This is a genomic window from Mycobacterium sp. NGS50, assembly GCF_059812545.1.
The window spans coordinates 50,226-69,517 of the sequence record NZ_JCALCW010000001.1; the positions used below are offsets into that span (position 1 = coordinate 50,226).

A 19,292-nucleotide genomic window follows, 5' to 3' on the forward strand; every position below is an offset into this window, starting at 1 on the left:
CGCATGTTCTCATCTGCAGCAGAGCATTGTGCCCCACGCTGCTTGCGCGCCGGTGTGGCCGATGCGCACGACCAGCCAGGCCGAAATGAGCGCGAAAACCAGGGTGGACGTTCCGGCGATGCCGATGCCGACGCGGCGGGCGGCCGGCGCCACGTTCGCCAGATCAGCGGCGAACAGGGGGGTGTGCAGCGACCACCACACGATCATGGCGATGCTCAGCAGCGCGGACCACACGATGAGTTGAGCGCCCAATGCGGTGTGGCGCGTGAGGGCGTCGCTGCCCATCACGTTGTGCTGCAGCCAATGTCCGGCCCCACTCGTGAGCGGGATCATCATCAGTGTGCCCACCGCCACGAACAACGCCGCGCCGCCGATGCGGCGGCGCGCCGCGGGCCACACGACCGCACACACGGCCAGCAGCGCGGTGAGGAGCACCATGAACGCGACGACGTGCGCCAGCAGCGGATGCGCAGGCAGACCGTTGATCGTGTCAAGCACCGGAGGCCTTCTTTCTCAGTCGCGGATCACTTTTTGTCGCAGCACATTTTGTCGTGCATCGGCGTGTCCATCGGCATGCCCGGTGCCATCTTGTCCATCGGCAGGTCAGCGCACATCGCGCCGGGGGACATACCGGGACCCGCCTTGCCCGAGGGCACACCCCCGGGCATGGGCATGTGGGGGCCTGCCGTGTCGCCGGGCATCGGTGTGCCCGAACACATGTCGGATTCGGGCAGATCGGGTGCGGGCGCGTCGTTGGCCTCCGACGCCGTGGCGATTACCGGGCCGAACGTGAGCGCTCCGGAGGACCCGGCCCAGGTTCCGGCGAAGAAGACACCCAGCGCGATACCGATTGCGGCCAGGGTGGCCGCAATCGTGCGCTGGTGCGCGCGCAATCCGATGCCCAGGGTGCTGAAGCGCCCCATGGTCGATTCCTTTCGGTGTGTGCTGAACAACCCCACTATCGATTCCTTTCGTTGTCCGTGGCGGGCACCTCGTGGGCGCCGTGGGTTCAGGTGCGGCACGTGCAGTGCGTGGGTGCAGCGAGGTCCGCTCGGCCGGGGGTGGCGGGCGCTGGTGCGTCCGGCCGCCAGTCGAAGTGGAAGTGTTTGCTTGAGCCACCGCGGTATTCGTGGGAAAAATCGAATCCCTGCGCGTGGTCGCGGGTGACCACACCCCACGTCGCGATCTGGCCGGGGCCGACCTCGGCGCCGGGTGCATTGACCGTGGTGACGCGCCGGTTCGGGTCCGATGTCGGGCCGGTCAGAGCCTGCACGCGCACATCGAGCATGCCGGGAATCTCGGCACGCCAATAGGCCAGGTCGTCGGCGGCGTCGAAGATGATCGGCGCGTACTCAATCCCGCGCACCTCGTCGATGAGACTTCCGAATACACCCGGCCAGCCGCCTTCGGCGCCGGTGAAGATGCGCTGCAGCGCATCGCGCTGCCTGGCGTCGGCCTTGGCGTCGATATAGAACATCAGTTTCATCGTGGCGGCGGGGTCGTTGATCCACATGTTGCCGGCGGACTCGCCGAGGGCAACCACCCCCAGCCCCCCGAGATCGACGTCACCGTAGTGACCGTCGTGGACCTGCCAGACCAGAGTGAACAGGCAATCCCCGTGCGTGGGCGCCTGGGCGAAACTGCACGGGCACGGCAGCGCGCAACTGCACACGTCAAACCACTCGCCGCGCAAATGCCAATCCACCGCCGCCGATTGCGTCATCGCCGCTCCTCCGCCCTATATACCCTTAGGGGGTATTAGTATATCGGGTCAGACTGTACAGGCGCAGGCGAGCGGTGGCAAGCTCCCTGGCGTTGCGCAGCGCGCCCCAGGTACCACCGTTGCAGGCCCCGCTAGCGCGCCGCGCCGTCAAGGAGCCCGCCGGACCCACACCCAAGACCGCGACACCCTCACCGCGGCCCGCGCTAACCCGGGGGCGCTGAATCCGTCGCCGGTGCAGCCACATCCGGGTCGCTCTCCAAAATCCAGCAGACCGTGGAACGGTCATGCTCGGTGGGGGCGCCCTGTGACGCGTGATCGAGCAGGGTCTGCAGGTGGCCTTCGAGGGCGACGAGTTCGGCGATCTGGGCGCGGACTTGGTCGCGGCGGGTGCTCAGGATCTGCCGGACGTGCCCGCACGGCGCCTCGCCACGGTCATGGATCGCCAGGATCTGGCGCACCTTCTGTAGCGTCAGACCCGCGGCCTGGCCCCTGCGGATGAATCGCAGCCGGTCCACGATGTCGGGTCCGTAGTCGCGATAGCCCGACGCGCTGCGTTCCGGCGACGGCAGCAGCCCCGATTCTTCGTAGAAGCGGATGGTCTTGGTGCTGGTATTGGCCCGTTTCGCCAGCTCGCCGATCTTCATACGCCGTCCCCTTGACCTTCCAGTGCACTGGAAGGATAACACTGGTTCGTGTCGGCTGCGCAGGGCGCAAGCAGCAGGGCGGGCGGTCGATCGGCGAGCACACTGATCGTTTCGATACCCGAAATCTGCTGCGCGGCAGGCACGGCCGCCATATCGCGGGCCGTGCTCGACCGTATGAGAGGGCAACGTTGAGAAGGGAGCGGCCGCGATGGTGTGGCATGCATTGATGGGGAAGATGGCGCCCACCGTGGTCACCGGGGTGGTCGGGGTTGCGGCCTATGAGGCGCTGCGGACGGTGGCGGGCAAGGCGCCGCTGCGGCGGGCAACGGTCAGCGCGACCGCCTGGGGAATACGGGTTGTGCGTGAGGCCGAGCGCAGGGCCGGGGCCGGTGCTGAGCAGGCTCGGCTGACGGTGGCCGACGTGATGGCCGAGGCCCGCCAGCGTGCGGGGGCCGAGGGCACGCCGGTGGCGGTGGTGGACCCGGACCCCGGCACATGAGCATCGGTGTTCTGCCCGCCGCCGAGGTCGGGCTGAACGTCGTCTCCGACGCCTCGGGCCGGATGCGGGTGCATGTCAGCGGGTTCGGGGTGGACGCGGTTCGCGCCGTCGCGATCGAGGAGGCCGTCTTGCAGGTGGCCGGTGTGCAGGCCGTGCAGGCCTATCCGCGCACCGCCTCGGTGGTGATCTGGTATTCACCGCCCGACTGCGACACCGCTGCGGTGTGTGCGGCGATCGCCGACGCCGAACACATTCCCGGGGAGTTGGTGCCCGCGCGCGCCCCGCACTCGGCCGATGTCCCCAAACCCGGTGCGCTGCGCCGGATCGCCGGCGGGTTGGGGCGGGCGCTGTTCGGCCTGCGCCGCCGCGAAGCTGACGCTACGCGCGGTGGCGCAAGTTGCGGAGGCTGCGGCTCTGTACCGGTCAGCGCGGGCGGGGTGTCGCCGGACGAGCAGAGCAGGCGCGAGCAGCGCACCTGGTTGCGTCGGGTGTGGTTGGCGTTTCCGCTGGGGCTGGTGGCGATGGCTGCGCCGATGATGTTCGGCGCCTATCGGTGGGCGGGGTGGCTGGCGTTCGCCGCGACGGTGCCGGTGCAATTCGTGGCCGGCTGGCCCTTCCTGAAGGGGGCGGTGCTGCGGGCGCGAGAGCGCACTTCGTCGATGGACACGCTGATCACGCTGGGCACGTTGACCGCGTTCGTCTACTCCACCTATCAGCTGCTCGCTGGGGGGCCGCTGTTCTTCGACACCTCGGCGCTGATCATCGCGTTCGTGGTGCTCGGCCATTATTTCGAGGCCCGAGCCCAGGGCAAGGCCCGCCAGGCGATCAGCAAGCTGCTGGAGATGGGCGCCAAGGAAGCCACCCTTGTGCTCGGAGACGGCCAGGAGGTCCTGGTGCCGATAGATCAGGTCCACGTCGGTGATCTGGTGCGGGTGCGGCCCGGGGAGAAGATCCCGGTCGACGGCGAAATCACCGAAGGCCGCGCCGCCGTCGACGAATCGATGCTCACCGGCGAATCCGTTCCGGTCGAGAAAACGGTCGGCGACCGGGTTGCCGGAGCCACCGTCAACACCGACGGGGTGTTGACGGTGCGCGCCACCGCCGTCGGCGCCGACACCGCGTTGGCGCACATTGTGCGCCTGGTTGAGCAGGCCCAGGGCGGCAAGGCGCCGGTGCAGCGGCTGGCCGACCGGGTTTCGGCGGTGTTCGTCCCGGCCGTTATCGGCGTTGCCGCCGCCACCTTTGCAGGTTGGACGCTGCTGGCCGCCAACCCGGTCGCGGGCATGAGCGCGGCGGTGGCGGTGCTGATCATCGCGTGCCCGTGTGCGCTGGGCCTGGCCACCCCCACCGCGATCATGGTCGGCACCGGCCGGGGCGCGGACCTGGGCATCCTGGTCAAAGGCGGGCAGGTGCTGGAAGCCTCGAAGAACATCGACACCGTGGTGTTCGATAAAACCGGCACGCTGACCCGCGCCCAGATGCGGCTCACCGATGTGATCGCCGGCAAACGGCGCCAGCCCGATCACGTGTTGCGGATCGCGGCCGCGGTCGAGTCGGGCTCCGAGCACCCCATCGGGGCGGCGATCGTCGCCGCCGCGCGAGAGCAGGGGTTGACGATTCCGGGCGCCACCGGGTTCGCCAACCTCGCCGGGCACGGGGTGCGCGCGCAGGTCGAGGGCCGCCCGGTGCTCATCGGGCGGCGCGCCCTCGTCGACGAGCACGATCTGGCGCTGCCCGATCACCTGGCCGCGGCGGCTGCCGAGCTCGAAACCCGGGGCCGCACCGCGGTGTTCGTCGGCCGCGATGACCAGGTTGTGGGGGTGCTCGCGGTGGCCGACACCGTCAAAGACGACGCCGCCGGCGTGGTCGCGCAGCTGCACGCCCTGGGACTGCAGGTCGCCATGATCACCGGCGACAACGCCCGCACCGCGCACGCGATCGCCACCCAGGTCGGCATCGACCGGGTGCTGGCCGAGGTGCTGCCGCAGGACAAAGTCACCGAGGTGCGCCGGCTCCAGGACGAAGGCCGCGTGGTGGCGATGGTAGGCGACGGCGTCAACGACGCCCCCGCCCTGGTGCAGGCCGATCTGGGCATCGCGATCGGCACCGGCACCGACGTGGCCATCGAGGCCGCCGACATCACGCTGATGTCGGGCCGGCTCGACGGCGTCGTGGCTGCGATCGGGCTGTCCCGACAGACCCTGGCCACCATCTATCAAAACCTTGGCTGGGCCTTCGGTTACAACACCGCCGCCATCCCGCTGGCCGCCCTCGGCCTGCTCAACCCGGTTGTTGCAGGCGCCGCGATGGGATTCTCCTCGGTCAGCGTGGTCACCAACTCGCTGCGGCTGCGCCGCTTCGGCCGCCACACCACACAGGTGCGGTCATATCCCGAGCAGGACCGGCGCGCACCCGAAAACGCTGTGGTGACCTCGCCCCCGTCCCAGGGACCCGGTCTCGCGTGATCCACGACCCGATCCTTCGCTGGTTCGTCATCGGCATCTTCGCCCTGAGCGCCGCAGAATGCGGGTGGGCGATCATCGCCGGACGCCGGCAGTGGAGCGTTGTCGTCAGCCACGGGCTGCATGTCGTGATGGCCGTGGCGATGGTGGCGATGGCCTCACCGTGGGGTGCACGCATGCCGGCCACGGGGCCCGCGCTGTTCTTCCTGCTTGCAGCGGGGTGGTTCGTGACGTTGGCCATCACCGTGGCCCAAACGCCTGGGCTGCGTGGGCGCTACGGGTATCACGGCCTGATGATGGCGGCAACGGCCTGGATGTATGCCCTCATGGACCGCGATCTGATGCCCGGCCCATCACCCACCCCGCCGGGGGCGCGGCCGAGCGCGTCGATGCCGGGCATGGACATGGCATCGATGAACACCCCGACCGACAGCAGCGGGTCACCGCCGTGGATCGGCGCGCTGAACTGGGTCGGCGCCGCCGGCTTCACCCTCGCCGCGCTCTACTGGACATACCGCTACTTCCACGCCCGGCGCCACAACGCGAACGCCCCGTTGCGATCGCTGGGCAACCTGGGCCAGACCATGATGGCCACCGGCATGGCAATCCTGTTCCTCGCCACGCTCTTTCAGATCTGACTCACCGCCTGCACAGCGTCGGGGATTGCCGCAGCGGTGAACACCGGCGATCAGGAGCGCACCAGCCGGGCGATGGCGGCAGATGCCTCAGCGATTTTCGCGTCGGCCTGCTCGCCGCCCTCGGTGACCGCGCGGCTCACACAGTGCTCGAGGTGCTCGTCGAGCAGGTTCAGCGCCACCGACCGCATCGCACTGTTGACCGCGCTGATCTGGGTCAGCACATCAACACAGTATTTATCGTCCTCGATCATCTTCGCGATGCCGCGGACCTGGCCCTCGATACGGCGCAGCCGTTTGGCGTAGTTGTCCTTCTGCGCCGAATACCCTCGCTCGGTTGTCATCGTGCCTCCCTGCATGTTCGTCACCCACGTGTCGCATACCGGGCGGCGACTGTGGCAACGGATCTCATGCGGCCAGTCTATCCCATACCCCCGTTGGGTATCCAGCGAGTTGGCCGGGTTCACGCCTGCGGCACCACCGCCGCGCGGTGCTGCCGTACCGGGCCGCGCACCACCAGGTACCGCGTCGACACGGGGACCTCCCGGCCACCCCAATACCCCTGTAGGGTAGGGGTATCGTTGTTCGGCGGTGCCGGTACCGGAAGGGGCCCGTCGGTGAGGGGCCGTTACCCCGTGCGGTGCGCTGGGCGCTATCGGGGGGCTCGGACACGCACCGGCAGCCGGCCGCGACCGGTCCGAGACCACTATGCAGGTAAGGGGTGAGGATCCATGGTGAGCGAATCGCCGTTGGAGCGGATTCAGCTGAGCCGGCGCGGGTTTGTGGGTGCCGCGATCGCCGGCGGGTTCACGTTGGCGGCCTGTGGACGATCGGGCGCACCGGCGGGCTCCCACGCCACCGGCGCCGCCGAGGCGGCGCTGGCCAAGCTGCGGGGCGCCATCGACGCGGCCGAGGCGGCCCGCCCGCACACCGGGCGCACCGTCACCGCCTCGCTGACTGCGCAGCCCGCCACGATCGACCTGGGTGGCCCGCTGGCGCACACGCTGGCCTACGGCGATGCGATCCCGGGCCCGCTGATCCGCGCCAACGTCGGCGACGAACTCGCCGTCAGCGTCACCAACCAGCTCAACCACCCCACCTCGGTGCATTGGCACGGCATCGCGCTGCGCAACGACATGGACGGCGCCCCGCCCGCCACACCCAGCATCGACGCCGGCCGCGAGTTCACCTACCGGTTCTCGGTCCCCCACCCGGGTACCTACTGGGCGCATCCGCACGTCGGCCTGGACACCGACTACGGCCTGTACCTTCCGGTGATCGTCGACGACCCGGCCGACCCGGCGCGCTATGACGCCGAGTGGATCGTCGTCCTCGACGACTGGACCGACGGGATCGGCAAAGCGCCCCAACAGATCTACGACGACCTGCGCGCCAAGACCCCGGCCAGCACCGGCGGCGGCATGCCCGGTATGCCCGGCATGGGTGAGATGCCCGGCATGGAGGGTGGGGCCAAAAGCGCCCTGCTGGGCGGGGACGCCGGCGACGTGGCCTACCCGCACTACCTGATCAACGGGCGCATCCCCGCCGCGCCCACCACGTTCGCCGCCAAACCCGGTCAGCGGATCCGGATCCGGATCATCAACGCCGGCGCCGACACCGCCTTCCGGGTCGCGCTGGCCGGACACCGCATGACCGTCACCCACACCGACGGCTATCCCGTGGCGCCCGCCGACGTCGACGCGCTGCTGCTCGGAATGGGCGAACGCTACGACGTGATCGTCACCGCCGGCGACGGGGTCTTCCCGCTGGTGGCGCTGGCCGAGGGCAAAAACGCCCTCGCACGGGCGCTGCTGTCCACCGCCGCGGGCAGCGCACCCGAGCCGGGATTCCAGCCTCCTGAGCTGATGGGCCGGGTCGGCACCATCGACCTGTTCACCGCGACACCGGCCGCCGACTTGGGACCGGGCAAACCCGACACCGCGCTGTCCGCGGAGCTGGGCGGGTCGATGAGCGACTACGTGTGGACCATCAACGGTGCGCGTTTCCCCGATGAGCGGCCGCTGTCCATTCGCCAGGGCCAGCGGGCCACGCTGACGTTCAGCAACACCGGGTCGGGGATGTGGCACCCCATGCACCTGCATGGACACACCTTCCAGCTGATCAAACCCGACGGGCGCCCCGGCGCCCGCAAGGACACCCTCAACGTATTACCCGGCCAGAAACTGGCCGTCGGACTCGTCGCCGACAACCCCGGCCTGTGGATGCTGCACTGCCACAACGGCTACCACCAGGAAGCCGGCATGATGACCCGGCTGGACTACACCCCCTAATCGCCCCTGCGCGGCGGTGCGCGCATCCGTCCCCGACGAGCCGCCGGGGCGCGCAGCGATCTTCAGGCGGTCGACGAGCGCCGCGTCGCGGCGGTGTCCTCCCAACGCTTGACCTTGCCCGTGGGGCAATCCTTAGGCTGAGGTGTACCTGGAAGAGATACCCCCATGCGACGACCACGGCGATCATTTACCCCCGAGTACCGGGCCCAGGCCGCCCATCGTGTCATCGACGGCAAACAGCGGGTCGCAGACGTGGCCCAGGACCTAGACCTCGATGAAAGCCTGCTGCATACCTGGGTGCGCGATGAACGCTGGCGGATGAGCAGCACCGCCACCACTGCCGGCACGGATCGGTACGCTCGTTCAGAGCTGTCGGCCGATGAGCGTGCCGAGCTGATCCGACTGCGCGAACAGGTGGCCGAGCAGGCGCAAACCATCGCAATCCTGGAACAGGCCACCGCGTACTTCGCCGCCCACCTCAACCCGGGCGGATCCGTTGCCGACGACCCGGGCGCATGGCCGGGCACCCGCGACAAGACCATGACGGGGGGCGGTACGGTCCGCTGGCCCGGCAACCACGCCAACGGCTCACGCCTGCCCTAGACGGTCGAACTCTCGGAGCAGGACAAAGGAGCGGGGTCGTGAAACATACCGTCGGTGCAGCCGCCAAGATGGTCGGCGCGTCCGCCAAGGCCATCCGGATCTGGGAAGCCAAGGGGCTGCTGGCACCGGCCGAGCGCACCGAGGGAGGCTATCGGCTGTTCACCGACCACGACATCGAAATCCTGCGGTTCATCTGCCGGGCCAAAGCACTCGGGCTCACCTTGCCCGAAATCAAAACCATCCTTGACCTGCAACGGGCGGGCGCCGCGCCGTGCCAGACCGTCACCACTCTGTTGGATCAGCACATCGCCGACATCGACCGTGCCATCGCCGACCTGCGCGCCCTGCGCGCCACCCTGGCCGCGGCGGCGCGTATCGCGCACAGCGATGCGCGCCGCGGCCAGGCCGCGACCGTGTGCCACATCATCGAGGCGCCCGGCCGGCCGCGAGACCAACCCGCCTAGCCGACTCCGGGGCGCCTCGGCCTGTACCGGGTCAGCGTCGCCGAGAATGCGGCAACCCCCGGCCGCGCTCAGCGATCCTGGGGCCGTTGCGCGGTGATGTAGTGCAGTCGGGCACGCTCTCCGCTGCCGGTGGTGACGAACCCGGCCTCGGTGATCAGCTCGCCGAGCCGGCCCACCCGGTTCTGCTCGCGCGCATGGGCGTTGACGACCGCCAGGATCCGGTGCGCGATCCCACCCCCTGCGGGGCGGATATCGGCGATGAACAGGCGCCCGCCGGGCCGCAGCACGCGAAACATCTCCCGCACCGCCTCCCGTCGGCGGTCGCCGGGAAAGTGGTGAAACGCCAGGCTGGACACCACCAGATCGAACGACTGCCCCGAGAACGGCAAATATTCGGCGCCGGCCACCTGAAATGTGAGATTGGCCGGTGCGTGGCGGGCGGCGTAATCCAGCATCGACGCCGACGGGTCGATGCCGACCACCGTGCCACTCGGGCTGACCGCCCGCGCGACGCGGCGAGCGAAATACCCGGTGCCACAACCCACATCCAGGACACGTTGGCCCGGCTCGGCACCCGACAGTGCCACCAGCCGGTCCCAGACGCGCGCCCGCAGCCCCAGAAACCAGATATTGGCGAGCACTTCATAGCCGCGCGGATAGTTGATCACCCACCCGGGGCCGTGCTCGTGCCGATCATGCGCGAACAGTTTCTGCGTCAGTCCCATCGCAACCCCTCCCGAAATTCACAGCCGACACCGGTCATTTCTGGATACCCTACACCCCTAATGGGTATAATCATTTGGGCATATGCATCGCCACCTCAGACCTATGCGGCCGGTGGCGACGCCCGGGCATCGCGGTGGAAGACAGTGGTATCTGTAAGAGTGTTACCGACCTAGTCAGGGGTGACGCTGACTACGGTGCGAAGCAACCGCGAATCCGTCAGCTCGCGCCGATTCGGCGACAGCGCGCACTGCCAGGACCCGCACGGCCGCACTCACCGGCCCGACCACGCCTAACCGTGGGTCGTCTCGATCATGGCGGCACCCGCGATAACGCTCGACCTCTTCGCCGCCCTCGGTTTTGGATGGCGCAGCCGACGACAGTTCGGCTGCAACGAAACCACCACATGCACGGAATCCGCAGACGCCTGGCTCGCTGGAACCACTGGCCGGTTCCGGATACGTCGCCGCCACGATCGCCGTCACGCCGCCCCGCTGCTGTAGCTTACGGGCGCTGTGTCTCCCAACACGGTCCTCCTCGTGACTGAATGCAGATGTTACGGCGCGGGCACAGACGAACGTGAAAGCTGGTGGCGAAACGGCTAATCGTTGCCGTATTCGGGCTCGTCTGGCCCTTCATCGCGATACTCAAATGAGGCGGGCAGCTTCGCGTAGCTGATTGCGTCGGGGCCACGCAGTAGCAGTCCGCAGGAACGGCAACCAAACTCCTCGGAGGCGATTTCGCTGACGCTGTAGACGTAGGTGCCTTCCTCGTCGTAGTCAAACACGTCTTCGACGTTGAGGGTGGTGCTTCCCCGCAAGGCGCCGACATTCGAGCATGCCGGGCACGTGTACGTCGTCGAGTACGGAAAGTGCCCACTGACCCGGGTGCGGATGGCCGCGATTTCGGCCGGCAGCAGCTCCCCGCGCTGGCGCCGTTGATAGGCGAGGTTTGCTCGGTCAATGAGTGTCTGACACCTCTGCTCGGCGTGTTGCTTTGAGCGGGTGAGTATTTGATCGATCTCTTGTACGCGGTCAGCGCCGACGAAGTCAGCTAGCTCTTTGTCTTGAGCGGCAAGCAGAATGCTGACCAGAGGCCAGAATTGTTCCCACCAGGTGCTGGCCGGGATGGTGGTGCAGAAGGGCGCGCCCGAATGCAGATAGCCGTTACGGTTGGCGGCGATCTTGAGTGCTCGGCCGAGGTCGAACTGCTTTGTCAGTGACTGGCATCGCCTGAAGACCGTCTTGGCTTGCACGGACACAAAGGTCGACGCGTCATCGTGTAACCCCGTAGCGATGAGCAAGGAATTGCCGTCGGCGGCGATGTCTGCGATCAGGGCAGGGTTAACTTTAGCCAACGACGCCTTGCCGAGCAGTTCGAGGGAGCAGGCGGCCCACAGCGCCCGTTCGTCAAAGTCTTCGGAATCGTCGAGGGCTCGGTTGATGAAGGTGACAGCCTTAAGCCAGATTGCATCGTAGTCGAACGATCTTGCGGGCATTAGATTCTCACGTCCCAGAGAAGTAGCAGGCGATGGATCTCGCGGTCCGGACTCAGTGTTGCGTCGCCGCGTGAGTGCAGTACGTGGTGGTTGTCGATAATCAGGATCTCACCCGGATCAGACCACGAGTGGGTGTGATCGGGCGCGGATGACATCACCGTGCGGGCCAGTCGTCGTGATCGTGGGTCGACGGGATTCATACAACCCGGATCGAACCGCACACAGTTATCGGATGCACTGTCGGCGTAGCGGGCTGTGGTGTAGAAGGTCGTGACGCCGGTGTCTAGTCGGAAGACGCCGAGTCGCATGTCCTCGGCGACCTCCTGACACGGGTTGGGGCCCGGGAACCGCAGCAGGTGGGTGGGAACGTCCTGCTCTCCAACGTGTTTCGAGCCGAGTAGCACAAAGTCGGGCGGTGCTTCGAGGTGTGCGCCATCGGTGTGGAACGGGAAGGGGCCATCGCCGTATAGGGTGCTCAGCGAGCGAGGTGCAGCGTGTTGGCTGCCTTGGGGGCGCAGCACCTGCACGTCGTCGTCCCCTCTGCGTGGGCGCACGATATGGAAGGGACCGGGGCTCTCGGCGATCTCTTGTGCGATTGCGACGAGGTCACCACGCGCAAGCTGCCAACCGAACTGCTTGGCTTGCAACAGTGCGACCTGGAGTGATCCCGTCTGGGGTGTGATGTTGTCCACTGCTGGGCTCCGTCGATCCGTCACGTGTTGACGACTGCGCAATCAGATAGTCATGTGTTCTAGTGACAAGTAGTCGCGTGTTCTATTCGCAAGCTGCGGTGCGGCGTGGCCCTCAGCTTGAGGTCGACACGACGTCGAGGATCGGGACGTCGATGCGCTGCGAGGGGATGCGGCGCAGCTCGAGTACGCCGATGAGCGCCACGGCCCAATCGGGGTCTTCGGGCGGAGCAAGAACACAAATCTGCAGTCCGGAGTAGGAGTCGCTGCCGATGACATCTCGGCAGGCGGCGTCCAGACACTTCCGTAGTTCACCACACACTTGGTCGAAGGCTTCTGCCGGCACCTCCAGAGTCGCCCGGTATTGGCCACCGTTCCAATTGTCGACACAATCGGTACGATAGCGGGACAGCGCTACCAGACCGGCCGCCAAGAGTTCACCCCGAGCCATCAGCAGATGAGCGATGCTGTGGTGGTCCGGATCGTACGTTCCACCTGTTTCAGGAGGCTGCGGCGCTGCCATCGGTCTTCCCTTCTCAACCCAACCCTGCCGGTCTCGAACACCCTCGCACGCCCGTCTGACAAACCTGGTCGAACCCCGGTGTTCCCGGCACAGGGTCCGTCAGTGAGCTGCCGCCTGAACCGAGAGATCATCGACGTGCGCGGTGATGCCGACGCTGGGGGCGTCGAGCGGAAACCCAGGTCGGTGACTACGACTTCGATCACGTTCGTGGCCAACACCCGGGTCGCGGCGGTTCGGGGGCTCTCCGGCGGGCGCGTAGAGATCGAGTAGGCGGCGCCCTGTCGGCCACAGATCGGCTGTTCTGCTGCGGCTTATGGCATTGTGGTGAATTGGTGCGCGGTCGACCTAGCATTGGGACAGCGAGCAGAGGGACGAGTTCGTGACCAAACGAGTGCACAGGCGGGCAGCGACCGATGGCGGTGTCGGCGCGCGGTACTGCCCGAGCTGTGGGGCGATGGTCCCCAAGGGGCTGCGCGGCGACGCGGTGTACTGCTCGCCAGCGTGCCGAGCCCGGCATTGGCGGTGGGTCCGGCGCAGTCGCATGCGGGTCCGCGCGATGCGCGCGACCGACCGTGCGGTGGCCCGATGCCCGGAGTGCGGGACGGCGTGGGTGGCCGGTGTGGATCGGCGTGTCGGCGCGCTGTATTGCTCGCATCGGTGCCGCACCCGCGGCTGGCGGCGTAGCCGTTCGCAAGATCCGTCACCGTGACGCTGCGGTCGAACGCTTCAGACTATCTGCCGAGATCGACCGAATAGTATTGGTAGCCTGTTGAAATAAGACGATCGTAGGCCTTGTCACGGCAGGATTGGGCGCGCACACTGTACGTGCATTCGTTGGATAGTCGTTCGTGATGCGACACGCGGATGCGCACGGAAGGTGAGTGCAGCTAGACAAGAGCGGATCGTGCGGGCCCGCCGCGCGTTGAGGGCTCGTCGGCAGCCGGTAACCCGCGGGTCGTGGGTTGAGCGAAATCGAGTGCAGGCGCGGTGGCGGCTCACGCGGTCCCGGTAGGGATCCCGCGAGGAGAGGACCATGTCCACCAAGATCGGAAATGTGACGCAACGTCGCTACGAGCAGTTGGTCGCCGAGGGCCGCGACCTCGTCGAGCAGCTGTCAGGCTGCCAGTTCGCGCTCGGTGACCGTGCACTGGAAATCGAACCACTGCGTCCCCGTGGCGGTGCGCACCCGGGCCTCGACGAGGAATTGCTTAACGTCGGCGACGCGATCCACATGTACGCCGAAGATATCGGGGTTCCCGCGGCGACGTTGAGAACCTACCGGTGGGTGTCGTCGCGCTGGCCCAAAGACCGGCGGGTGGCCGGTGTTTCGCACTACGTACACAAGGTCCTGGCAGGCCTAGATGACCGTTTCGACCTCATCGGCAAACCGCCGCGGAACGCCCGTACCGGTGAACACCGGTGGAGCATTGATGCGGCATTCCGGCGGGCGGGCTGGACCCCGCGCACACCGGTGAGCACGCAGGAGAAGGTCAACCGGATCCACGACCTGACCAAGGATGACACGGTCGCTGTCTCCGTGGCCCGCGATCTCCTCAAACGGCCCAACGTGGCGTTCCAGGCCATGGCCGACCAGTCGGCGCGCCACGCCGTGAACAGCGCCCAGTTCGACCATTCGCGGCAGATCGTGGTGTGCGCGCGCCAACACACGCCAGCCATCCGCCACCTTGAGCACAGCATCGAATACCTGGATCTGGTCGGCGCGTGCGCGCAGTTCGTGGCGGGCATCGGTCGGACGCTGCCGGGGCTGCGGGGCCATGAGTTCAGCGATGAGGAGAAGGCGGCGATATTGCGCAACGTGGAGCGGGTCCGCAGCACCGCCGACTGGATTCAGCACGCGATCGAAACCGGTGATGTCTCCCTGGATGAAGCCCTCGCCGAATTGCTCAAGAGCCGGTGAGCGATGGCGCGCCGTATCGCCGGCAATGTCAAGGCTGAGCGGGTCAGGTTGGCGTTGATTGAAGCCCGTCCCGGCGGATTGTCGTTTCAACAACTGTGCATGGCGACGGGTCTAACGGCCAGCCAGGTGCGCGGAGGGCTCACCGAGATCAAGGAGCACGCCGCCATGGAGCATCTCACCCCGCTCACCTGGTCTCATGGGACTGGGTACTGCTTTTCCCGCGAACCGTCCGACTGGATCGCCTACGAGCGCGCCCAAGTCCACACCGGCCTGACCCGGTTCGTGCGGCTCATCAAGGGCACCGCCTATCCCCACGCGCAACTCGAACCCGACGACGACTGGATCAGACTCGTCTTTGATCAGCTCGTTGGCGTGCGGGCCATGTTGGAAGGCATCACCCGGCAATAGACCCGGGATGCCGGCCAAGGCGTTGCACCCCGCGACGCCGCCGCGCCGGCACAAAACCGGTACCGCACATCGAAACGATCAGCGCCACCAACCCGGCATAAGCGGCAGCCGGAGAACGAGATGCGTGAGCATGTGTTTGCCAGCAATGACTGCTATAATTAGCAGTATTATGCCGCTAGATAAGACGGATTTTGCTGGTCCGCGCCGTATTACACGGTATCGGCGCGTTGCACTGCCGGTCGGGTTCTCCCGCACGCTGGGCATCGAGCCGGGCGGCTACGTGATGGCCGAGCGGGCGCGCAACGATCGTTTCGCCATCATGATCCGGCCCTGCTCGCGTCGAGGATCGGGCAATCCCCGCGTTGTCGATGATGTGCGTCAGGTGACCTTCCCCGCCGCACTGCTCGATAGCGCCGGGTTGGGGATCGGTTCGTTGGTGGCGTTCACTTTGGGCGCAGCGGCAATCAAGATGTTTGCGGCAAGCCGGATGGTGGGCCCATTACCCGTGCGGGGCAGGATTCGATGACCCGACCTGGTGACGACGACCCTCACGGCGTGGACGATGATGCGTCGATGATCCCTGTCGGCGCCGGCGCGGCCCCACCTCAGGTGCCGGCGCCGTCGCCGGCGCCACGGCCCGCGCACGATCGGCGGGAGAGGTGGATCAGTCGCCAGCGCGTGCAGCAGGCGGTTGATCTTGTTGGCTGGAGGGGCGTTGTCCTGCCGTTTACCCGTCTGTTCGCTCGCCAGGGCTTTCCCGTGATTCGCTGGCACGCCGGTGTGCGGGCGCGGCTGCTCACCGGGCCGGGTCCGGTATTGGACCGGCCGCTGTTGTCGTTGTGGGAGCTGTGGCCGGCGGGGATGTCATCGTCGCCACCGCCACCACCGCTGTCGGTGGTGGGATTTGTCTCGACGGCAACGTGGCGGCCGGCCTTCCAGGCGGCTCACGCTTTGCGCGGTGTGGGATCGACGATGATTCTGACGCCGCACAAACCGTCAGCGTTGCGGTTGTGCGATGCGGATGCGTCGGGGATTCACGTCGTGTGTCATCACGATGAAGACGGCGCGACCATGCTGGTGCGCGGACGGCTGGGTCCGGTCTCGACCGCACGCAGGATGGTCGCCAGCCGCTACTGGGAAGAACGATTGTTCGCCCACGCACTGCACCACAAGATGGTCGAGGATCCAGCGGATGTGGCGGTCAGCTAACGCCAGTGGGCGAGCGCCTTGCGCGGCTCCCAGGAGTTATTGGCGGTGCTCTGGATGGTGTAGTGCGCCTGCTGCGCTTGTTCACACATGCGGCCCCATGCTTCGGGCAACCCACCCACAGTTTGCGCTCCCCGCGTCAGCAGCTGTGTCCTTAGTTCAGCGATGGCGGCGACCGAATGCTGGAAGGCTGCTTCTTCGCGATAGTCCCGGTGCCGAGGTTCAGGGTCGACCGCCGGGAAATCGTCGAACGCGAGCTGAGCCGGTGCCGGTGCGGCGGCCCCGGCCGCTTCGGCGTTGCCGATCCATGTCAAGGTCGACCCGCCGCAGTAGACGCAGTGACACCGCCAGGCAGAGTTCTCGGGTTCGGCCAGGAATGCCTCTTCGAAGTTGGCGTTACGCACATACCGGAGCAGCGGGGCGATGAGGAAGGCCAGAAAGTCCTCGCCCGCGTCGGGCCCCCCATCCTTGATCGGGTAGAAGTGCCTGAGCGCTGAGGTCGCTCCTACCGCCGCTGCCGCCGCGCCGTACGCTAACGCCCCCAGCGCCGATGTATCAGTCCGCAACAACAGCATCGGGACCCCGGTGCCGATCGCGCTGATCAGGCCGTCGACGGCCCCCTTTTTGTCGAACGGGTCTCCTGAGTCCTCGACCATTAGCGCCACAGGGATGCCGAATTTCTCGATCTGCTGACACAGAACGTCGGTCTCGGTGGTGAGCCACTTGACCGAGACCGGTAGCGCGGTGATCACGTTGTCGCCCAGCTTCGCTGCCTGCTCGAGAGTGGCGCAGAGCCCTTCCTTATCGCCAGCGGCGATGTAGCCGGAGTCTGTCAGCGCATACGGCAGCTTCATCTCACGCTGAAAGGCAATCCACCCAGGATCAAGGGGCGAGCTGAGCCCGGCGAGTTTGCCGTTGCCGCCGACGTGAGGGTTGGGGTCAAGCGCGCTGAGGTGCCCGGCAACCTTGCGATTCCTGCCGGCGTACAGATTGGCATCGAGCAGCAGATCGACATTCGGCGCGTACGTACGGGTGTGCCACACTGCTGCGCGGGCATCCTCGCGGCGGTGATCGCGGCGACGTGCATCAACGGTGTAGACCGCGCCGATCTGGTGCTTTTGCACCAGATCCGACACTGCGGCCACCCGGCGGCATTCGGCCTGCACGAACAGCCGATTGGCCATCTCGGGCAACAAATTCGGCTGATCGCCGATGCCACCGGTCACGGTTTCACCACTCTCAGTCGAGACCGCGGAGGTTCATCATCGCGACAGCACAGGTAATGCCGCTCAAAGGCCCGCTCACTCATCACTGCAGCCTGTGCGAGTTCGCCGATGCTATAGCCGTGTTCACGAATATGAGTATTGACCACCGCATCTAACGTGGCGGGCGTTTCGGCCTGCAGCGTGCCAGGTTCGATCATGCGCCAACCCAGGCGACCCAACTTGATCTGAAACTCCTTGTACTGTCGCTCAGAGATGAGGTCAAGGTCTTTCGCACGCCGAATAAGTGCAGCAACTGAGATACCCCATTTGGATTTCAGCTCCAACAGACGCGGGAAATCCCTGGTCGTCAGCCCGACCAGTTCAGGGCCGATATCGTCTGCGGGGGCGAGGAATTCGGCCGCGAACGCATCCGCCTCGATTTCCTGATTCTCACCGGGAAGCCGGTGCATGACCAAATGACCGAGCTCGTGCGTGGTGGTGAAACGCTGCCGGTCACCGGGAAGACCGGTACGGATCACCATAATCGGAGGGCGATCCGCGTCATGGGGCCACGTACTGACCGCGTCTTGGGCGTTGGTCCCCAACGGGCGAACCACCACAATGACACCGACAGCCTCCAGCAACTGCACCACGTTGGTGACCGGCCCGGCGGGCACACGCCAATGCACTCGCAATGCCCGGGCGATCTCGCGGGGATCCCCGTTGTACTCATCGATGTCGAGTCGCTGTAGACGCGCCTCCGGCACAATTTCGATGCCAACCAGCAGTCCCTCCACGCTGATCCGAGTCAGATGCGTGACCGCTTCAATCCTGCGTTTGACCGCCGCCGGAATTTTCGAATGCCGCCGGCGGTGATGCAGACAGGTGACCTCAAGCCCTTGTACCGGCAGATCGTTGGTGAGCAGTCCCGGCGGGCACTCCAGCGCCTCGGCGACCGCCACCAGATGTTCACCGTGCAGATCGACGACGCCCGTTTCGACCTTCGAGATGAACCCCTGGCTCATGCCAGCCGCGGCGGCAAGATCGCGCTGCGACCACCCTTTCGCTTCTCGTACCAGGGTGACCAACCGCGGGTGCGCCTGCTCGGTCACCGTGAATGGTATTCGTGATCAAGGCGATTGCGCGCGGCCGCACGTGCCGAGCGGATCACCGGCGGCGACAACGGGGTGAGCGGCAACTGCGCGACCGGCTCGGCGGCCTGACTCCCCCCCGGCAGACGAACCGAGTAATACAGTACCGGCCCGATATGGCAGACCAGGGCCAGATGCTGCAACTGGCGGTCAGCTGAATCCAACACATACCCGGCCGTCAGAACAGTGGCCTCCGGCATACCGGGCAGCTGCGGATCACCCAGATGGAACGCCAACCGCGTCTGGCGCTCAGTATCACTGGGGCAGATTCCCAGCTCTGGGGTCAGTTTCTTGAACCGGATCTGTACGAGACCGCTATCGAGGTTGACCCACGGCCGACCATATCGGTCATCAACCCACACCCCTTCGATACCAGCGAACCGGCGATGCACCGGCCCCCTCACGAAATCGGCGACGAGCATCCCGCGGGCCCCAGCGCCCGCCTGCGCCATCTGGGGTGAGGCCACCGCGCGCACCTCGGCGAAGGTCGTCCACGCCTCCTCAAGGACCGCACCCAGGCGCCCCAGATGGGGCTTGACGATCGGCAGTACAGCCCGCAGCGGACGTGGTGGCGCGATGTCGGGCACCTGTGCCATGTGCAACCTCCCTAGCAGGGGCAACTCCACCGAGGATAGCAGATCGGAATCATT

At 66.7% G+C, this 19,292-nt stretch carries 22 protein-coding genes; 10 read left to right on the plus strand and 12 right to left on the minus strand.

Annotated elements, in window-relative coordinates; translation table 11 throughout:
• Positions 1 to 9: 9 nt before the first annotated feature.
• From AC5Y36_RS00255 to AC5Y36_RS00270, 4 genes are all read right to left on the minus strand, one after another.
• Entirely contained in the window at positions 10 to 498 is a 489-nt protein-coding gene (locus AC5Y36_RS00255) for a hypothetical protein (protein WP_500038861.1), read from the minus strand.
• Between the two features lie 26 nt (positions 499 to 524).
• Positions 525 to 923 (minus strand): hypothetical protein, encoded by a 399-nt coding sequence (locus AC5Y36_RS00260; RefSeq protein WP_500038862.1) that lies wholly within the window; start codon positions 921 to 923, stop codon positions 525 to 527.
• Between the two features lie 86 nt (positions 924 to 1,009).
• Positions 1,010 to 1,723, minus strand: coding sequence for a DUF1326 domain-containing protein (locus tag AC5Y36_RS00265; protein ID WP_500038863.1), 714 nt, complete (start codon positions 1,721 to 1,723; stop codon positions 1,010 to 1,012).
• A gap of 203 nt (positions 1,724 to 1,926) precedes the next feature.
• Positions 1,927 to 2,367: a hypoxia response transcriptional regulator gene (locus tag AC5Y36_RS00270; protein WP_500038864.1), complete on the minus strand. Its 441-nt coding sequence runs from the start codon at positions 2,365 to 2,367 to the stop codon at positions 1,927 to 1,929.
• Positions 2,368 to 2,575: 208 nt separating this feature from the next.
• Here AC5Y36_RS00270 and AC5Y36_RS00275 point away from each other — a divergent pair, with 208 nt between their 5' ends.
• The 3 genes from AC5Y36_RS00275 (at position 2,576) to AC5Y36_RS00285 (ending at position 5,966) form a co-directional block, all read left to right on the plus strand.
• Positions 2,576 to 2,866, plus strand: a complete 291-nt coding sequence (locus AC5Y36_RS00275) for a DUF1490 family protein (RefSeq protein WP_500038865.1) — start codon at positions 2,576 to 2,578, stop codon at positions 2,864 to 2,866.
• A 62-nt stretch (positions 2,867 to 2,928) separates the two neighbouring features.
• On the plus strand, positions 2,929 to 5,331 hold the full coding sequence (locus tag AC5Y36_RS00280) for a copper-translocating P-type ATPase (protein ID WP_500039112.1): 2,403 nt from the start codon (positions 2,929 to 2,931) through the stop codon (positions 5,329 to 5,331).
• A complete protein-coding gene (locus AC5Y36_RS00285; RefSeq protein WP_500038866.1) occupies positions 5,328 to 5,966 on the plus strand; it encodes a DUF5134 domain-containing protein in 639 nt (212 codons plus the stop codon). The genes AC5Y36_RS00280 and AC5Y36_RS00285 overlap by 4 nt, the downstream gene beginning before the upstream one ends.
• Before the next feature lie 50 nt (positions 5,967 to 6,016).
• On the opposite strand, the gene ricR is transcribed toward AC5Y36_RS00285, so the two are convergent.
• The gene (gene ricR, locus AC5Y36_RS00290) at positions 6,017 to 6,307 is read right to left on the minus strand and encodes a copper-sensing transcriptional repressor RicR (RefSeq protein ID WP_500038867.1); all 291 of its coding nucleotides are present in this window, start codon (positions 6,305 to 6,307) and stop codon (positions 6,017 to 6,019) included.
• A 387-nt stretch (positions 6,308 to 6,694) separates the two neighbouring features.
• Between ricR and AC5Y36_RS00295 the strand changes: the two genes are divergently transcribed.
• The 3 genes from AC5Y36_RS00295 to AC5Y36_RS00305 all read left to right on the plus strand — a co-directional run bounded on the left by AC5Y36_RS00295 (position 6,695) and on the right by AC5Y36_RS00305 (position 9,321).
• Positions 6,695 to 8,254, plus strand: a complete 1,560-nt coding sequence (locus AC5Y36_RS00295; RefSeq protein WP_500038868.1) for a multicopper oxidase family protein — start codon at positions 6,695 to 6,697, stop codon at positions 8,252 to 8,254.
• A 165-nt stretch (positions 8,255 to 8,419) separates the two neighbouring features.
• Complete coding sequence (locus tag AC5Y36_RS00300) at positions 8,420 to 8,857, plus strand: transposase (RefSeq protein ID WP_500038869.1); 438 nt, start codon at positions 8,420 to 8,422, stop codon at positions 8,855 to 8,857.
• 38 nt (positions 8,858 to 8,895) lie between these two features.
• Positions 8,896 to 9,321 (plus strand): MerR family DNA-binding protein, encoded by a 426-nt coding sequence (locus AC5Y36_RS00305; protein ID WP_500038870.1) that lies wholly within the window; start codon positions 8,896 to 8,898, stop codon positions 9,319 to 9,321.
• Between the two features lie 68 nt (positions 9,322 to 9,389).
• On the opposite strand, the gene AC5Y36_RS00310 is transcribed toward AC5Y36_RS00305, so the two are convergent.
• The 4 genes from AC5Y36_RS00310 to AC5Y36_RS00325 all read right to left on the minus strand — a co-directional run bounded on the left by AC5Y36_RS00310 (position 9,390) and on the right by AC5Y36_RS00325 (position 12,754).
• Positions 9,390 to 10,046 carry a class I SAM-dependent methyltransferase gene (locus AC5Y36_RS00310; RefSeq protein ID WP_500038871.1) on the minus strand — a complete coding sequence of 219 codons (657 nt, stop codon included), beginning with the start codon at positions 10,044 to 10,046 and terminating at the stop codon, positions 9,390 to 9,392.
• A gap of 599 nt (positions 10,047 to 10,645) precedes the next feature.
• A complete protein-coding gene (locus AC5Y36_RS00315) occupies positions 10,646 to 11,542 on the minus strand; it encodes a hypothetical protein (RefSeq protein ID WP_500038872.1) in 897 nt (298 codons plus the stop codon).
• Positions 11,542 to 12,234, minus strand: coding sequence for a Fe(II)-2OG oxygenase family protein (locus AC5Y36_RS00320; RefSeq protein WP_500038873.1), 693 nt, complete (start codon positions 12,232 to 12,234; stop codon positions 11,542 to 11,544). Before AC5Y36_RS00320 ends, AC5Y36_RS00315 begins: the two co-directional genes overlap by 1 nt.
• Positions 12,235 to 12,346: 112 nt before the next feature.
• Positions 12,347 to 12,754 (minus strand): hypothetical protein, encoded by a 408-nt coding sequence (locus AC5Y36_RS00325; RefSeq protein ID WP_500038874.1) that lies wholly within the window; start codon positions 12,752 to 12,754, stop codon positions 12,347 to 12,349.
• 1,033 nt (positions 12,755 to 13,787) lie between these two features.
• Here AC5Y36_RS00325 and AC5Y36_RS00330 point away from each other — a divergent pair.
• From AC5Y36_RS00330 to AC5Y36_RS00345, 4 genes are all read left to right on the plus strand, one after another.
• Positions 13,788 to 14,672 (plus strand): DUF6192 family protein, encoded by an 885-nt coding sequence (locus AC5Y36_RS00330; protein ID WP_500038875.1) that lies wholly within the window; start codon positions 13,788 to 13,790, stop codon positions 14,670 to 14,672.
• A 3-nt stretch (positions 14,673 to 14,675) separates the two neighbouring features.
• Positions 14,676 to 15,080: a hypothetical protein gene (locus AC5Y36_RS00335; protein WP_500038876.1), complete on the plus strand. Its 405-nt coding sequence runs from the start codon at positions 14,676 to 14,678 to the stop codon at positions 15,078 to 15,080.
• A 169-nt stretch (positions 15,081 to 15,249) separates the two neighbouring features.
• Positions 15,250 to 15,606, plus strand: a complete 357-nt coding sequence (locus AC5Y36_RS00340) for a hypothetical protein (RefSeq protein ID WP_500038877.1) — start codon at positions 15,250 to 15,252, stop codon at positions 15,604 to 15,606.
• Between the two features lie 233 nt (positions 15,607 to 15,839).
• On the plus strand, positions 15,840 to 16,289 hold the full coding sequence (locus AC5Y36_RS00345; protein ID WP_500038878.1) for a hypothetical protein: 450 nt from the start codon (positions 15,840 to 15,842) through the stop codon (positions 16,287 to 16,289).
• Here AC5Y36_RS00345 and AC5Y36_RS00350 read toward each other — a convergent pair.
• Genes AC5Y36_RS00350 through AC5Y36_RS00360 form a run of 3 tightly spaced genes read right to left on the minus strand, consistent with a single transcriptional unit; the run spans position 16,286 to position 19,238 of the window.
• Positions 16,286 to 17,512, minus strand: a complete 1,227-nt coding sequence (locus AC5Y36_RS00350; protein WP_500038879.1) for a hypothetical protein — start codon at positions 17,510 to 17,512, stop codon at positions 16,286 to 16,288. The genes AC5Y36_RS00345 and AC5Y36_RS00350 overlap by 4 nt on opposite strands.
• Positions 17,509 to 18,603 carry a helix-turn-helix domain-containing protein gene (locus AC5Y36_RS00355; protein ID WP_500038880.1) on the minus strand — a complete coding sequence of 365 codons (1,095 nt, stop codon included), beginning with the start codon at positions 18,601 to 18,603 and terminating at the stop codon, positions 17,509 to 17,511. The genes AC5Y36_RS00350 and AC5Y36_RS00355 overlap by 4 nt, the downstream gene beginning before the upstream one ends.
• Positions 18,600 to 19,238, minus strand: a complete 639-nt coding sequence (locus AC5Y36_RS00360; RefSeq protein WP_500038881.1) for a hypothetical protein — start codon at positions 19,236 to 19,238, stop codon at positions 18,600 to 18,602. The genes AC5Y36_RS00355 and AC5Y36_RS00360 overlap by 4 nt, the downstream gene beginning before the upstream one ends.
• Positions 19,239 to 19,292 lie beyond the last annotated feature (54 nt).

Excerpts from the sequence above, each read along its gene's own strand:
- AC5Y36_RS00260 (WP_500038862.1), bottom strand. The coding sequence starts at position 923 with ATGGGGCGCTTCAGCACCCTGGGCATCGGATTGCGCGCGCACCAGCGC.
- AC5Y36_RS00265 (WP_500038863.1), bottom strand. The coding sequence starts at position 1,723 with ATGACGCAATCGGCGGCGGTGGATTGGCATTTGCGCGGCGAGTGGTTT.
- AC5Y36_RS00270 (WP_500038864.1), bottom strand. The coding sequence starts at position 2,367 with ATGAAGATCGGCGAGCTGGCGAAACGGGCCAATACCAGCACCAAGACC.
- AC5Y36_RS00275 (WP_500038865.1), top strand. The coding sequence starts at position 2,576 with ATGGTGTGGCATGCATTGATGGGGAAGATGGCGCCCACCGTGGTCACC.
- AC5Y36_RS00280 (WP_500039112.1), top strand. The coding sequence starts at position 2,929 with ATGCGGGTGCATGTCAGCGGGTTCGGGGTGGACGCGGTTCGCGCCGTC.
- ricR (WP_500038867.1), bottom strand. The coding sequence starts at position 6,307 with ATGACAACCGAGCGAGGGTATTCGGCGCAGAAGGACAACTACGCCAAA.
- AC5Y36_RS00295 (WP_500038868.1), top strand. The coding sequence starts at position 6,695 with ATGGTGAGCGAATCGCCGTTGGAGCGGATTCAGCTGAGCCGGCGCGGG.
- AC5Y36_RS00300 (WP_500038869.1), top strand. The coding sequence starts at position 8,420 with ATGCGACGACCACGGCGATCATTTACCCCCGAGTACCGGGCCCAGGCC.
- AC5Y36_RS00310 (WP_500038871.1), bottom strand. The coding sequence starts at position 10,046 with ATGGGACTGACGCAGAAACTGTTCGCGCATGATCGGCACGAGCACGGC.
- AC5Y36_RS00315 (WP_500038872.1), bottom strand. The coding sequence starts at position 11,542 with ATGCCCGCAAGATCGTTCGACTACGATGCAATCTGGCTTAAGGCTGTC.
- AC5Y36_RS00325 (WP_500038874.1), bottom strand. The coding sequence starts at position 12,754 with ATGGCAGCGCCGCAGCCTCCTGAAACAGGTGGAACGTACGATCCGGAC.
- AC5Y36_RS00330 (WP_500038875.1), top strand. The coding sequence starts at position 13,788 with ATGTCCACCAAGATCGGAAATGTGACGCAACGTCGCTACGAGCAGTTG.
- AC5Y36_RS00335 (WP_500038876.1), top strand. The coding sequence starts at position 14,676 with ATGGCGCGCCGTATCGCCGGCAATGTCAAGGCTGAGCGGGTCAGGTTG.
- AC5Y36_RS00340 (WP_500038877.1), top strand. The coding sequence starts at position 15,250 with ATGCCGCTAGATAAGACGGATTTTGCTGGTCCGCGCCGTATTACACGG.
- AC5Y36_RS00360 (WP_500038881.1), bottom strand. The coding sequence starts at position 19,238 with ATGGCACAGGTGCCCGACATCGCGCCACCACGTCCGCTGCGGGCTGTA.